General features: G+C 38.6%; 12 protein-coding genes and 1 pseudogene. 6 read left to right on the top strand and 7 right to left on the bottom strand.

All coding sequences use genetic code 11. The annotated features are described in order from the left end of the window. Nucleotides 1-31: 31 nt before the first annotated feature. The 6 genes from fumC to kynU form a co-directional block, all read right to left on the bottom strand. The gene (fumC, locus tag AB1471_RS07715) at nt 32-1,423 is read right to left on the bottom strand and encodes a class II fumarate hydratase (RefSeq protein ID WP_367779163.1); all 1,392 of its coding nucleotides are present in this window, start codon (nt 1,421-1,423) and stop codon (nt 32-34) included. Nucleotides 1,424-1,708: 285 nt separating this feature from the next. Continuing rightward, nucleotides 1,709-2,287 (bottom strand): uridine kinase family protein, encoded by a 579-nt coding sequence (locus AB1471_RS07720; RefSeq protein ID WP_367779184.1) that lies wholly within the window; start codon nt 2,285-2,287, stop codon nt 1,709-1,711. Nucleotides 2,288-2,450: 163 nt separating this feature from the next. Further along, entirely contained in the window at nt 2,451-4,469 is a 2,019-nt protein-coding gene (locus AB1471_RS07725; protein ID WP_367779164.1) for an ABC transporter ATP-binding protein, read from the bottom strand. Then, nucleotides 4,466-6,223 (bottom strand): ABC transporter ATP-binding protein, encoded by a 1,758-nt coding sequence (locus AB1471_RS07730; RefSeq protein WP_367779165.1) that lies wholly within the window; start codon nt 6,221-6,223, stop codon nt 4,466-4,468. Before AB1471_RS07730 ends, AB1471_RS07725 begins: the two co-directional genes overlap by 4 nt. Nucleotides 6,224-6,753: 530 nt before the next feature. Next, nucleotides 6,754-7,383: an arylformamidase gene (gene kynB / locus AB1471_RS07735; RefSeq protein ID WP_367779166.1), complete on the bottom strand. Its 630-nt coding sequence runs from the start codon at nt 7,381-7,383 to the stop codon at nt 6,754-6,756. Between the two features lie 11 nt (nt 7,384-7,394). Then, nucleotides 7,395-8,672: a kynureninase gene (gene kynU, locus AB1471_RS07740; RefSeq protein ID WP_437342343.1), complete on the bottom strand. Its 1,278-nt coding sequence runs from the start codon at nt 8,670-8,672 to the stop codon at nt 7,395-7,397. A gap of 210 nt (nt 8,673-8,882) precedes the next feature. Between kynU and AB1471_RS07745 the strand changes: the two genes are divergently transcribed. From AB1471_RS07745 to AB1471_RS07770, 6 genes are all read left to right on the top strand, one after another. Further along, a complete protein-coding gene (locus AB1471_RS07745) occupies nt 8,883-9,185 on the top strand; it encodes a hypothetical protein (protein ID WP_367779168.1) in 303 nt (100 codons plus the stop codon). A 17-nt stretch (nt 9,186-9,202) separates the two neighbouring features. After that, complete coding sequence (locus AB1471_RS07750) at nt 9,203-10,105, top strand: aldo/keto reductase (protein WP_367779169.1); 903 nt, start codon at nt 9,203-9,205, stop codon at nt 10,103-10,105. A gap of 157 nt (nt 10,106-10,262) precedes the next feature. Next, complete coding sequence (locus tag AB1471_RS07755) at nt 10,263-10,409, top strand: hypothetical protein (protein ID WP_367779170.1); 147 nt, start codon at nt 10,263-10,265, stop codon at nt 10,407-10,409. Between the two features lie 224 nt (nt 10,410-10,633). After that, on the top strand, nt 10,634-11,995 hold the full coding sequence (locus tag AB1471_RS07760) for a hemolysin family protein (protein WP_367779171.1): 1,362 nt from the start codon (nt 10,634-10,636) through the stop codon (nt 11,993-11,995). A gap of 224 nt (nt 11,996-12,219) precedes the next feature. Next, entirely contained in the window at nt 12,220-13,899 is a 1,680-nt protein-coding gene (locus tag AB1471_RS07765) for a glycoside hydrolase family 13 protein (protein ID WP_367779172.1), read from the top strand. A gap of 378 nt (nt 13,900-14,277) precedes the next feature. After that, nucleotides 14,278-15,753: a SulP family inorganic anion transporter gene (locus tag AB1471_RS07770; RefSeq protein WP_437342344.1), complete on the top strand. Its 1,476-nt coding sequence runs from the start codon at nt 14,278-14,280 to the stop codon at nt 15,751-15,753. Nucleotides 15,754-15,963: 210 nt separating this feature from the next. Here the strand turns inward: AB1471_RS07770 and AB1471_RS07775 are convergent. Continuing rightward, a pseudogene (locus AB1471_RS07775) lies at nt 15,964-16,151 on the bottom strand (CsxC family protein); the annotation flags it as partial.

Raw genomic sequence — 16,151 nt, forward strand, 5'->3', positions numbered from 1 at the left:
AGAGCTCATCTCGTTTTCATTTTAGTCACTTTTATGTGCGATCTAGATTGACCATATCGATCGGTTGAATCCATTGCTCATACTGATCTTCTGTCACATACCCTGTTTCAATCGCAGCTTCTTTTAACGTAAGCTCTTTTTCAAATGCAAGTTTCGCGATTTTCGCTGCCTTTTCATAACCGATGTGTGGATTTAACGCTGTAACCAGCATCAGAGAATGATTCACATGACCTGCAATCACATCAACGTTCGGTTGAATACCTACTGCACATTTATCATTGAACGTCTTCATTCCATCCCCTAATAACCTCATGGATTGAAGAAGATTATAAATGATCACAGGTTTAAAAACATTTAATTCAAAGTTTCCTTGGCTAGCTGCAAAGCCAATCGTTGCATCATTACCCATCACTTGTGCACTAATCATCGTCAACGCTTCACTTTGTGTAGGATTGACCTTACCTGGCATGATGGAACTTCCTGGCTCGTTAGCTGGAATCCTGATTTCTCCTATCCCGCTTCTTGGTCCGCTCGCCAACCATCTAATATCGTTCGCGATTTTCATTAAGTCTGCTGCCAATGCTTTTAACGCTCCGTGCACATGAACAATATCATCATGACTCGTTAATGCATGAAATTTATTATCGGATGAATGGAAAGGGAAGCCTGTTTGTAGAACAAGTTGCTTTGCCACACGTTCACCAAATTCAGGATGAGCATTGATCCCTGTTCCAACCGCTGTTCCTCCAATTGCTAAACACAAAATATGCTTACTTGCTTCCTGAATCATGTTGTGCGATTTTTGAAGCATCGCACGCCATCCACTTATTTCTTGACCTAATGTAAGTGGAGTGGCATCTTGTAAATGAGTGCGCCCAATTTTAATTACTTCTTTGAACGCCTCTTCTTTCTCAAAAAACGTATCGGTTAACTTTTTTAAACTCGGAAATACCGTTTGACAAATACTTTTATATGCTGCAATATGCATGGCGGTTGGAAACGTGTCATTGGAGCTTTGTGACAAATTAACATCATCATTGGGATGAACACGCTCACCAATCGATTGCTCTTCAAGAAAAAAATTTGCTCGATAAGCGATGACTTCATTTGCATTCATATTAGACTGTGTTCCACTTCCTGTTTGCCATACGACAAGAGGAAAATGATCATCTAATTCGCCATCAATAATTTCATTACACGCTTTCACAATTGCATCTCGCTTATGCAATGATAATTTACCCAGATCGTAATTGACCATAGCCGCTGCCTTTTTTAGTTCACCAAAAGCATACGTAACTTCAATCGGCATTTGCTCAATACCAATCGAGAAATTCTCTCTACTTCGCTGAGTTTGTGCTCCCCAATACTTGCTTGCAGGAACTTGAACCTGACCTAGTGTGTCTTTTTCAATACGAAAATCCACTGCTGATCTCCTCCTTACAAACGTTTTAATGCTTACATTTTAACCTAATTAGTCCACCTAGGGGAGTTTTTTCGTTTTCTACACTGCCTACCACACTTAGGTGAAAACTGATTCGTTTATAACTATATCATGTTAAAAGTAAAGTAAAAAACGTTTCCGCGAAAGCTGAATTAAATCAGAATGAGTGTCAATTGATAAGACAAAGGTTCTTTGTGAAAATGGTAATATAAAAATTTTTCATGCAGGAAATATAGGCACTTTTATTAAAAAATCCATGCCTACAATTTAAAGGAACGGGGTATTAATTTTTAAAACGTTAATTTCTAACTTTTTAATATTAGATTGTTTACCTGCTCCATCAATAATTAAGTCTACTTTGTCTTTTGTTTTTTGAGTTTCTATATAAAGTTCTTCATCTGGCATCCATATTTTTTCCCATAAGTGACGCTTTTGTTCTCCATCACGTTCAATACCTCTAGCCAGTCTTAAATCTCTAGGACTATCAATCCAAATTTTGAAATCGTAGTAACTCTCTAGTTCTTCAACTAGAGAATAACATCCTTCAATAACTAAAACGCCTCCTGAAAGTACGTCATGCCATTCTGCCATCACGTCTTCATGCCAGTCATATCTTTGATATTGAGTATTTTGGTTTTTACTTAAAGGAAGCAATACTTGTTCCCTTACACGCTCACAATCCCAGTTACCTCCAATGTCGTTTGTTTCTATAGATCCTCTAAGTTTGGAAGGTTTATAAAAATCATCCATATGTATTACAGAAACTTTCTCCGAGTTAACTTCTTTAAAGGCTTGGGCTAAAGTACTTTTCCCTGCTCCTCCACAACCATCTATACCAATTAGAATCGTTTTTTTATTTTTTTTTTTCCAATCATTTTTTCATAAAGACCTTTCACTGATATATTCATTTTGTACCTCCTCCATAAATAACGTTTGATAAAAATTTGTAGACATAGATAAGAGTTCTTAAAGAAAAAACGGTCCGCAAAAATCCCGACCGCTTTTTTGTTTACCCCACCTGCATATTCCCTTGTTGCAACTGATACATTTGAAAATATTTACCTCTAAGAGCCATTAGGTGATCATGCGATCCTTTTTCAACAATCTCCCCTCGATCTAAAACCAGAATTTGATCTGCATTCTTAATCGTAGAAAGACGGTGAGCGATAATAAAAGTTGTGCGACCTGTTTTTAACGTCTCCATCGCTTCTTGAATGATCGATTCCGTTTCTGTGTCGACACTGGATGTCGCTTCATCCAAAATGAGTATGCTCGGATTGAATGCTAGTGCACGTGCAAATGAAATAAGTTGACGCTGCCCTGATGACATCGTGCCTCCTTTTTCAATTACCGGCTCATCCAATCCTTGTTCAAGATGTTTTAATACGCGGTCCGCTCCAACATCTTTCAGCGCTTGTTCTACTTTGTCTCGTGATATTCGAGAATCATTGAGACTGACATTGGACGAAATTGTACCTGTAAAGAGATATGGGTCTTGCAAAACAATTCCCATGTGATCACGAATGGTCTGTCGAGGGTATTCTTTGATGTTTTTTCCATCAATTCGAATCTCCCCTTTTTGGCAATCATAGAAGCGGAACAATAAGTTCATAATGGAGCTTTTCCCTGAGCCTGTATGTCCAACTAAGCCGATGGTTTCGCCAGGCTTTGCTTCAAACGATAAATTCTTTAGTACATAATCTTCTTTTTTATACGCAAATGACACACGGTCAAATTCAACGTGACCTTTATAGCGAGATATTCTGCTATCTTTCACTTCTTCTCCTTCTTCATCAAGAAGTTCAAAAACGCGTTCACCCGCAACTAAAGCTATTTCTAAATTCGCAAGTTGATTGACAATGCCTGTAACTGGCTGGAACAAACGCGTAATGTAATCCACGAATGCATACAAAACACCCACCGTTACAACTGATTCTGATCCGATTGCTCCGCTACCGAAATACCAGATAAATGTCACAAAAGTGATGTTACGCAAAATTGAGACGAGGTTATGTGACATCAATGAATTTAAGCTTAGTAGCTTATTTTGATAGTTAAAATGTGTATCGTTCATTTTCTCAAATTCTTGCTGTTTTTTTTGTTCACGGCGAAACGCTTGAATAATGGTCATGCCTTGAATGGATTCGTATATTGATGCATTGATTTCACTCACTTTTGAACGAACAACATGATTGTATTTCGATGCGTATTTACGATAGATGACCATCCATATATACAGTATTGGTAACAACAATAAACAAATCGTTGCAAGCTTTGGATCAAGGATGAACAAGGCTACGAAAATCCCTGTGATATACACACCACTGTAGAAAAATTGTGACAGTACTTGAACGTATAATTCACGAATGGCTTCCGTATCATTGGTAATTCTTGCTACAACTTTGCCCGCTGGTAATTTATCAAAGTAATTGATTGGCAACCGCTGAATATGGCTGAATAAATCTGTTCTCATTTTTTGAATAATACGATTCGCTGATCGCTGCAACGTATAACCCTGCCCAAAATGAAAAATTGCTGCCACTACCATTAACACAAAGTATAGTAGAACAAGCATGATGATCCTTGGTATTTCTGGTTGGTAAAAGGCTAAAACTTCCTTACCTGAAAGCTCTTGTGCTCCAAACTTGATGTCACCATCTTGAGTAGAAAAAGTAAGCTTACCATTGTCAAAAGATCGTTCTCCTTCTCCAGAAAAAGCATCAGGCTCATCGACAAAGAAGAATCGTGTACCCATTTGATAAATTCGTGCTTCTTGTCCTCGACCTTCTCCTTCTTCAAAATAATCTCCACGTTTATAAAATGTACCGTCATATGAAACAGCATCTTTTGTATCATCTGATTCAAACCAAGGCTGCTCGATCCCTAAAATATGGTCATCAATCATTTTTTTAGCAATAAATGGTCCTACAAGCTCTGCTCCTACTGAAACGGTCAGCATTAACAGCGCCAAAATAATTGTTTTCTTAAAAAATAATGCATACTGATATAATCGTTTTCCTACACTCATGAGCGCACCTCCCCTAGAAGTGACTCTTGAACCTGCTGTCGCTCATATTGCTGGAAGTACCATTTCTTGTTCGCTAACAGTTGATCATGAGTTCCTTCTTCAACGACTTGACCCTCATCAAGTACAATCACCCAATCTGCATGTTCAACGGCAGATAGACGATGAGTAGTGATGATTGTCGTTTTGCCGCTCCGTTCTCTTCGTATATTATCTAAAATATTTGCTTCTGTTTTCGCATCGACCGCAGATAAAGAATCATCCAATATTAAAACAGCTGGATCTTTTATTAGGGCACGAGCAATGGAAATTCGTTGCTTTTGTCCTCCTGACAGTGCAACACCCTTTTCACCAACAAGTGTCTCAAGACCTTCTGGCAGCATCTGAAGATCTTGCCCAAAATGCGCCATTCTAAGCGCATCCATCACATCTTTTTCTGTGGCACCATCTGATCCAAATAAAATATTTTCTCTCACACTTTTTGAAAAAAGCACGTGATCTTGTGGGACATAGCCGATCCAAGCACGTACATGATCTTTTGTTTGCTGATCAATAGACACATCCCCTATCGAGATTTCCCCTTCACCCACTGGATATTCTTTTAATAGTTGCTTAACGAATGTCGTTTTGCCACTCCCTGTTTTACCAACAATGCCAAGTGTATCTCCTTGTTTAAGAGTGACATTAACATTTGATAAATTCCTCACTGTTGAAGACGGATATTGAAATCCACTATTTGAAAAAGAAATGGCAGACAATGCCGATGCATTCGTTGGATTCTCGATATCGACAACCTCTTCTTGATAGCTTAATGTTCCATTCACACGGTCCATGGACGCATTTCCACGCTGCATAATATTAATAAGTTCACCAACCGCAAACATCGGCCATATCAACATTCCTAAGTAGACATTAAATGCGACAAGTTCTCCTAATGTGATTGTTTGGGTGAAGACAAGATGAGAACCATAGCCGAGTCCAATCATGTAGCTTATCCCTGTTAGAATTTTTGTTAAAGGATTAAAGAGAGAGTCAATGAACGCAACCTTCACATTTTTTTGGTATACATCCTCTGTACCCTCCAAAAATTGTTTTTCATCTGCACGTTCTTGTACATATGCTCGAATGACACGAACACCCGCAACCGACTCTAAAACACGGTCATTTAAATCACCAAATGCATTTTGAGCGCTTGTGTATCGGTTATGAATTTTTTTACCAAGTAGCTGCATAACTATTGCCAAAATCGGGAGCGGAATGATCGCAGCAAGTGTTAGTTTCCATGACACAACAAAGCCCATTGTAATTAAAAGGGTTAGCATGTAAGCAGTAGAATCGATCAGTGTCAAAACACCAAATCCTGCTGTAACCGAAATAGCTTTTAGATCGTTCGTTGATCGAGCCATCAAGTCCCCTGTACGGTTTCGCTCAAAAAATGTTGGTGTCATTCTTAAAAGATGACCCATGAACATCGAGCGCAAGCGTCTCTCGATTTCATTTGCCCCACCAAATAACAAGTACTGCCATACGTAATTCATCGCATAAGAAACGACAGCAATGACCAGTAAAATAATGACATATTGCATCAAAATTGATTGTGTTAATTCACCTTGAAAAATATCATCAATTGCGAGTCCAACGAGCAAAGGTGGAATCACTTCGAATATATTGGCGATAAGCAGTAGAACGATTGCGATCGTATACCGCTTCCAATGCTGTTTAAAAAACCAGCCTAGCTTATAAAAAATATCAAACATAATTAAAAACCTCCTTGTACATCCGATTCAACAAGCTATCCACTATCCATCTCCACCGTTTTTATCCGTCTCTTTACATTCATTTTCATCTTTCCTTCCTCCTCTCCGTTTTGCCGATACTCATTGCCTGAACATCATCTATCGCAACAGATACTTCTGCTGATAGCTAAAAAAACGCAAAATAAAGAAGCATACTGAGCCTATAAAAGCACAGCATGCTTCCATCAAAAAAGGCACAAACTACATTACGCAGCCTATGCTCTAGTATGACAGTATTTAGATTAGTCCAAAAAATCAACGGAATGATCGACTGTTACAAAGAAGTTTTTCGCTGCGTGCTATTCAATTGGATAAAACGATCTACTGTAATTCCTTGAAAGTTAATCATGACACGCAACTCCCTTCTTTAATAATTTCACCCATCTACTGGATATATTTAGATTATAGCAATGGCTAAAAAGTGTCAATTGTTTTTTTATAATTTTAAAAATTGAAACTCATTCAGATAAAAGATTAAAGTATTCATTTCTTTATTCAATTGTTCTTAAAATCGCTCGTACTGGACTCCCATCTGCACCTTCGATCCGCAAAGGAAGTGCAATTAGTTCATAGATGCCAGGTTTTACATCATCCATAACAATCCCCTCAAGAATCGATATATCATACTTAGCTAGAGAATGATGTACCCCCAATTCTTTGCTATCAATCCGATCAACAGATGGCAAATCCACCCCAATGAGAGAAATGCCTTTTTGCGTTAATTGACGAGGCAGAGCTTCTTCCATCGTTGGAATCGTATCTGGGAATTTGGTTCGGTCTCTCCAATACCTTGTCTTGATTAAGACCGTTGTCACACACTCATTCGTTAAATAAGGAAGAATATCTTCTGCAACAATTTGGACCTTGTTGGAACAATCGATGACAATAGCCTGACTTACGTATCGTTCAAGTGGAAGTTCATCAACTTTTTTTCCATTCTCTTCAAAATGATAGGGCGCATCAATGTGTGTACCAATGTGCGTACTTGTCTCTATTTTCCCTACGTTTACAGAGCCACTTTCCTCCTTTGAACAAGCCACTTCATAATGAAAAGGAGTGTCACCAGGCCAACTCGCAGTTTTTTGAGAAAGTTTCATTGAAATATCGATAATTGAAGACAAATGAATCCCTCCTAAGCAATCACATTTCGTGTATTAGGGTATTCTTTATACAGCTTTTGCTCCATTATGTCTTTCAATATCATAATGGCATCAAAGACATCTACATAACGTGTGTAAAGCGCAGCAGGTGCTAGACGAATTAAATTCGGTGCCCTAAAATCCGGAATAACTTGTTGGTGTTTGAGTGCTTTACAAATCCTCGCCGCTTCTGGGTGTTCTAGTGCAATATGTCCTCCACGGTCTTTGTGTGTTAAAGGCGTAACGACGATGAACCCATACGATGATAAATATTTTTCATACAAATCCAGCATATAATCAGTTTGACTCAATGATTTTTCTCTTAACGCGATCATCCCTGCATCCTCGAAAATAGCCAAACTGCCAATTAGCGAAGCGCTAGATAGAATATGAGGGGTACCGATTTGGTAGGCACCTGCACCATCTGCAGGTGTAAATGAATGTTCCATGTCAAATTGTCTTTCTTTATTTGAACCAAACCAACCTTTTAAACCTGGGACAGTGCCATGATGACGTTCGTGCACAAACAATCCACCTGTGCCACCAGGACCACTATTTAAGTATTTGTAATTACACCATACAGCAAAATCAACACCCCAGTCATGAAGCTCATGAGGGACAGCCCCAATCGAATGAGCCAAATCAAATCCTACGATAATATCCCGCTTATGAGCATACTCAACAATTTCTTTCATCGGTAACAGCTGCCCACTACGGTAAAGAACCGATGGTAAAAGAATCAGTGCCACCTCGTCTGTCATCGCTTTTTTGATCGCATCTAATGAAATAGTTTGGTGATCAGATGAACGAACTTTTACTAAATGTTCTTCTGGATCGTATCCTTTTAACTGAAGTTGACTTTGAAGCGCATAAATATCTGATGGAAAATTAAGTTCATCTGCTAAAATTTTCGTTTTTGCATTGGACGGTTGATAAAAACTTGCAATCATTTGGTGGAGATTGGTCGTTATGGAACCCGTCACAATCACTTCGTTTTTTTTCGCTCCGACTAATGGTGCAGTTTTTTCACCAAGTGATTCTGATAACGTGAACCATGAGTTGTCACCTTCTGTCCAGCCACCAATGCCATATTCCTTCCAGCTCTCCAATAAATCCAATGTCGACTTTTCAGCCTTCTTCGATAACAATCCAAGTGAATTCCCATCCAAATAAACCTGTTCTTCCTTCACATAAAACTCATCTCTGAACGAACGAAGACCATCCTGTTCATCGAACCCTAAAGCCTCTTCCCGTGTGAAATACTGTTCCATCAACGTTATCCTCCTATCCACTACATGTTAGTTCATTAGAGGGTTTGCCCCCGTCACAACTAAAGGATTTAGGCACACCCTTGCACATGAAAAAAATGATATACTTTCGGTATAGTGTTTACTATTTGAATGAGTCTGAATATTTTGTGTAGTAATATCATAACGCAAAGAAATAAACTTTGCGATTTATACCTAAAAGGGGACGATGTGATGGTCAGAAGTTTTCACCCCGAATCTTGGTTAAGAGTTTTGGCCATGGCACTACTCATTCCTTTACTTATGCTTGAGCCATTTTTTACAAAGATGGTTATATTTTTAATTCCGTTGTTCGTTTTACTCGCATTTACTGCTGATATGATGAATGTACGATCACAAAGCAAAAAAATTAATGCTTATCTTTTGATTACATCATTGTATTTAATAGGCGTAATGAGTGAAGGCAGTTTTATTCGAACAATGGTTGTTACGGGATTAGTAATGTCTATTTATGCTTTATCAGTTGAAACTACATAATTTTAGGGGGAACTTGTATGCAACGAATTGCATTAGCAGAAGACTTATCTTTTTCAAGAATTATTCATGGCATGTGGCGCTTGTCTGAATGGAATTTATCGAAGGAACAACGATTAGAACTGATAGAAAAAGTAATGGATAGCGGAATCAGTTCGTTCGACCATGCTGATATATATGGAGGCTATCTTTGTGAAGAACTTTTTGGAGAGGCCCTTTCATTAAAACCACAGCTACGTGAAAAGATGGAGATTATCACAAAATGCGGGATTGTTTTGCAGTCTGAAAATCGCCCTTCTCATCGCAGTCATCATTACAATACGAGCAAAGAGCACATTATTTCATCTGTAGAACAATCTCTTACAAGCCTTAAGACAGATTATATCGATTTACTGTTGATTCATCGCCCTGATCCTTTGATGAATCCTGAAGAGGTTGCCGAGGCATTTGATCAACTTTTAAATGAGGGCAAAGTTCGTCATTTTGGTGTATCTAATTTTAAACGAAGCCAGTTGAAAATGCTGGAGACTTATGTAGCACAACCGCTTATTACGAATCAAATTGAATTGAATCCATTTAACCTTGAGAACTTTGAAGATGGCACACTCGACCTTTGCCTTGAAGCACAAATTCCTCCTATGGCATGGTCACCGCTAGCTGGTGGTGAGATCTTCACTAGCTCAAACGAAAAAGCTACACGACTGCGCGCAGCACTTGAGGAAATTGGGCAAGAAATCGGTGCACAAGCCTTAGATGAGGTTTTGTATACATGGCTTCTAACTCATCCGTCTTCTATTATGCCAATTGTCGGATCTGGAAAGATGGAACGCATTCAATCAGCTGTTAATTCACTTAAACTTCAGATGACCCCGCATCAATGGTTTCACATTTATCAAGCGTCACTCGGTCATGATGTACCGTAAATGAAATTTTCACTTTGTTGTCGGTAACCAATTACTAAATTGTTTACCGACTTTTTCTTAAGCTAGCGTGTATAGTTCATTAATATTTATGATATAATAATAGTCAATTTTTTAAATACTGTGGTAGAATTGTGCCATTATCTTTTTGATGGGGGGAATGTCCGATGGGATTGTGATGCTTACAGTTGGCAAGTCAAGTAGTACGCTGTATCGAAGCTGTATAAGAATTGCTTCAAGTGCAAATTTAGAACTTCATCAAATCAATTCATCACATTCTTCCCTCATTAAACGAGCGGTAGAATGATGCAGTCCATGCACCAATAAATACGAATTGATCCTCTGATGAAACCAGTTGAAGCTTGTTAATCCAAAGTAACGATCATTTAAGCGTTTTTAACTTTTGTATCGTTATTCGGTAGTTTATTTCAACATAACAGGAGGTGTAAGAGACATCCCCACGAAAAGACTGGGTTGTAAGGTGTTTCTTTTATTGAACACTCCCCTATCTATGGGAATCGTCTCAAATCATTGGAAATAGCCAATTTAATTATGGTCGTTGTTCTTATAGCACTAACAGGATTTTTTGTTGCTTCAGAATTTGCCATCGTTAAAATTCGAGTTTCACGATTGGATCAACTTGTTGCAGAAGGAGATTTAAGGGCCATCGCTGCTAAGAAAGTAGCGACAAACTTAGATGAGTACTTGTCAGCATGTCAGCTAGGAATCACTGTAACTGCCCTTGGTTTGGGCTGGTTAGGTGAACCGGTTGCTGCCTATTTGATTGAACCAATCTTACTTGGCTGGGAAGTTTCGACTTCCGTTACTCAACTTATTTCATTTGCTGTCGCCTTTTCATTAATTGCATTTTTACATGTGGTTGTTGGTGAGTTAGCTCCAAAGATTTTAGCTATTCAAAAAGCCGAAGCTGTTGCATTGATTCTTGCAAAACCATTAATTTTATTTTACCGAGTGACGTATCCATTCATTTGGTTTTTAAATGGATCTGCGAGATTATTTACAAGCCTCTTCGGTCTAAAGCCTGCTTCAGAGCATGAACTTGCACATTCTGAAGAAGAGCTTCGAATGATCTTATCTGAGAGCTTAAAAAGCGGTGAAATCAATCAATCTGAGTACAGTTATGTGAACAAAATTTTCGAATTTGATGAGCGAGTAGCAAAAGAGATCATGGTCCCTCGTACCGAGATCAATAGTGTGGACAGCGGCCTTACCTTACGCGAAGTGTTTAAAGTGATGAAGGAAGAACAATATACACGCTATCCTGTTGTAGAAGATGGTGACAAGGACAATGTGATCGGCATGATCAACATGAAAGAGCTGATGACTTCGTTTATCGAAGATCAAGATAATGGTGATCGCCTTGTTGCTGAATACACACACCCTATTGTGCAAGTAATCGACAGTATCCCAATTAAAGAACTTTTGCTTAAATATCAAAAAGAACGTATGCATATTGGTATTCTGCTTGATGAATACGGTGGAACATCAGGCCTTGTGACAATGGAGGACATCATTGAAGAAATCGTCGGTGAAATTCAAGACGAATTTGATGCTGATGAAATTCCTGAAGTTCAAAAAATGAATGAAGATCACTATATCTTAGATTCAAAAGTACTCGTTCAGAACGTGAATGACTTGCTCCAAATTAATATTGACGAAGAAGACGTTGATACAATTGGCGGCTGGTTTATGACACGCAATTTTGACGTTGAAATTGGTGATGAACTTTATGAGCAAGGATTTGTGTTTAGAGTAAACGATGTTGACGGCTACCACATTCTTTATCTTGAAGTTTGGAAAATGTCTGAGGAAGAACAATCAGTATCTGAACAAACAAATGTGGAAATAAGCGTTCAGCATCGAGAGGCGTAAGTAAAGCGCAAGCAGGTCATTCAGTTAGGACATAGGCAAAGAGGATCTGTGTGTGATCGATCCTCTTTGCCCATTGGACTGGGAGAAGTGTTTGCCGCTTGCGCTAGTTAAAAACTATCCCCCACATTTAATCAGAACGTAACACAAGAAACGGATACTTATCCGCTTTTTTTTATAATGCAACGCAAACGCTTGCACTGATGGAGTAATGGAGGTGCACCACAATGAAGAGAACTTGGTGGAAAGAAGCTGTCGGATACCAAATTTACCCGAGAAGCTTTCAAGATTCAAACGGAGATGGTATTGGGGATTTACAAGGAATGATTCAACGCCTTGATTATGTTAAAGACCTTGGAATTGATGTTATTTGGATTTGTCCTATGTACAAATCTCCAAATGATGATAATGGTTATGATATTTCAGATTATCAAGATATTATGGATGATTTCGGTACGATGGACGATTTTGATCAACTTCTTAAAGAAATTCACAAACGTGATATGAAACTGATAATTGATTTTGTACCTAACCATACGAGTGACGAGCATCAGTGGTTTATCGAATCTCGTTCATCTGTTGAGCACGCAAAACGAGATTGGTATATTTGGCGTGACGGCAAGCGAAGCACCAATGGCAAAACGATTGCTGAACCGAACAACTGGGAAAGTATTTTTGGCGGATCTGCTTGGGAATATGATGAGCAAACTAACCAATATTATTTGCACGTCTTCTCTACCAAACAACCGGATATAAACTGGGAAAACTCAAAAGCTCGCCAAGCCATTTATGATATGGTCAATTGGTGGCTTGAGAAAGGGATTGACGGCTTCCGTATCGATGCAGTCAGTCACATCAAAAAGCGTGCTGGTTTCCCTGACATGCCAAATCCTAAGAATAAAAAATATGTTTCTTCATTCGATATGCACATGAATCAAGAAGGCATTCAAACACTCTTAGAAGAATTTAAAACAAAGACCTACGGAAATTATGATGCAATGACTGTCGGAGAAGCGAATGGTGTCTCAATTGATGAAGCTGAGCTTTGGGTTGGAGAAGAAAACGGGAAGATGGATATGATTTTTCAGTTTGAACACCTTGGATTATGGGATGCGGAAACCAACCTTGAGCTCGACATCGTAGAACTTAAAAAAGTGCTTTCTCGTTGGCAAATCGGTTTGGACAATAAAGGATGGAATGCATTATTTATCGAAAACCATGACAAACCTCGTGTCGTCTCAACGTGGGGGAATGACGATGAATACTGGTACGAGAGTGCTACCTCTATGGCAGCAATGTATTTCCTTATGCAGGGAACCCCGTTTATTTATCAAGGTCAGGAAATCGGCATGACAAACGTGCATTTCGAATCGATTGATGATTATGATGATATCTCAGCTAAAAACATGTACCGTATTCGTTCTAAGGAAGGCGTTCCTCACGAGGATATTATGCGCATTTTATGGGCGTCCTCTCGGGACAATAGCCGTACACCGATGCAATGGTCAGCCGATACAAATGCTGGATTCACTTCTGCAAAACCTTGGATAAAAGTGAATCCAAACTTTACAAATATCAATGTTGAAGCACAGCAACAAGATGAGCAGTCCATTCTCTCTTTTTACAAAAAAATGATTCGATTGAAAAAAGAGAATGATGTGTTCACATATGGAACTTACGATTTGCTTTTGTCTGACCACCATCAGATTTACGCGTATACTCGTACACTTAATAATGAACAAATGGTTATCATCACAAATCTTTCGGAAAAAGATGTGCTGATGGAAAATGCCGGTCTTTCTCTATCAAGTACGCGCCTCCTGTTACACAATTTACCTGTGACTGAACATAAAAATGCCAAGACAATTGTTTTACAACCGTATGAAGCACGTGTATATAAAATTTAATCAGTAAAATAGAGTAAAGGACGACGAATCCCTTACTCTTTTTATTTTTCTGATTAAATTTTAAGCTGTCGGGTTTTTTACGGCAGTTTTTCTTTAGTTAAAATAAAAATTCACCTCTTGGTCCTACTATTTTTACTATACCCTAAAATAAACGAATCATCAGAATAAACTTTTATTTATAAAAATCGATTTACTTTGACATACATAGAATGAACGAGAAATGTTTAGAATAACAGAGAAAACATATAAATAATTCGCTTACACAATGGATAAAAGTATAGATCGATCATGTTATAATAGCCCAGTTATCAACGGATCCTGGCTTTTCTAAGAGTGAAAAGTCGAAAATAATATAACAAAATAGAAAGAGGTGTCGATTTGAATTTAGCACAATACAAAAGGGAATGGTTCGGCAACATCCGTGGTGATGTCATGTCCGGGATTCTTGTCGCACTTGCTCTAATCCCTGAAGCCATTGCATTCTCCATTATTGCAGGAGTGGATCCAATGGTAGGCCTTTATGCTGCCTTCTGTATCGCTGTAGTTATTGCCTTTATTGGCGGTCGACCTGGTATGATCTCTGGAGCAACGGGCGCTATGGCTTTGCTAATGGTTACACTTGTTGCAGATCATGGACTGCAATACTTGTTTGCTGCGACGATTTTAACTGGAGTGATTCAGTTATTGATGGGCGTCTTAAAATTGGGTAAGCTTATGCGCTTCATTCCAAACTCTGTAATGATTGGATTTGTCAACGCACTAGCGATTCTTATTTTTATGGCTCAACTTGACCAGTTTGTGGATGCCACATGGGTCATGTATGCACTTGTTGCTGCATCTTTAGGTATCATTTACTTGCTGCCGCGTGTGTTCCGCGCCGTCCCTTCTCCTCTTATCGCAATCATTGTGATAACAATATTCGTTATGGCGACAGGTGTTTCGGTAAAAACGGTTGGAGATATGGGTACGCTCACTCAAGCACTTCCAACGTTCTTTTTCCCAAGTGTTCCTTTCAATCTAGAAACATTGATGATCATTCTGCCTTATTCTATTTCTCTAGCGATTGTCGGTCTATTGGAGTCACTTTTGACAGCTCAAATTGTTGATGACATGACTGATACGCCAAGTGATAAAAATAAAGAAGCACGCGGTCAAGGGATTGCCAATATGATTACGGGTTGTTTCGGAGGAATGGCAGGCTGTGCAATGATCGGTCAAGCTGTTATCAACGTTAAATCTGGTGGTCGTGGAAGACTTTCTTCTTTTGTTGCGGGGACTGTCTTAATGCTATTAATCCTTTTATTAACTGACATCGTCGTTCAAATACCAATGGCTGTCCTTGTTGGGGTAATGATCATGGTATCGATTGGAACCTTTGATTGGGGGTCAATCGCAAGACTTCATAAAGTTCCTAAATCAGATGCAGCCGTTATGCTCGTAACTGTTGGAACGGTTGTTTATACGCACGATTTATCTAAAGGCGTTTTAGCAGGTGTTTTATTGAGCGCGATCTTCTTTGCAGCTAAAATTTCAAAAGTTCATGTTGAGAAAGAAATTGATCAAGCAGCTTCAAAAATTTACTATCGAGTAGATGGAGAGCTTTTCTTTGCTTCCGTTACCGAATTTGTGAATGCTGTTGACTATAACCTGGTTGGCATCAAAACGGTCGAATTTGATTTTACAAACTCTCACCTTTGGGACGACTCTGCTGTCAACGCGATTGATAAAGTTGCGATCAAAATTAAGCAACAAGGCGTTACAGTCACGTTAACAGGATTGAATAATGAAAGTAATAAACTTGTTGATCAACTATCCATGTATGATAAATCCGAAGCAAACTTATCTGGACATTAAAAATACCCTGCCACTGAAGAAATTTTAGTGGCAGGGATTTTTTACTTTCACGCATTATTTGAAGACTATTACTCAATCATCATTCGATATAGTAGTCTTTAGTAACTAAATTATGTAAGAAACGATAAAAAATACCTTAAAGGCATCTCTGTTGCCCTTAAGGTATTAAGGGGCACTAAATCTTTAAATGGCTAAAGACGACCCGGAAGGTTAACATTTATCCTTTGGCAGCTTACCCACTTGAACTTGTTGTAGTTGTAATACTTTTACAGTAAGATCAAGTACAATTTTTTCTCTCAGTTTATCAAACGTTTCATGCGCACCTGTATGGCATGGAGAAAAGTCAAGTTCAAAAAAATCTGCCTTGACTAACTCGCAATACGGTTGTTCATTATAAA

The organism is Jeotgalibacillus marinus (genome assembly GCF_040801915.1).
Taxonomy (GTDB): domain Bacteria; phylum Bacillota; class Bacilli; order Bacillales; family Jeotgalibacillaceae; genus Jeotgalibacillus; species Jeotgalibacillus marinus.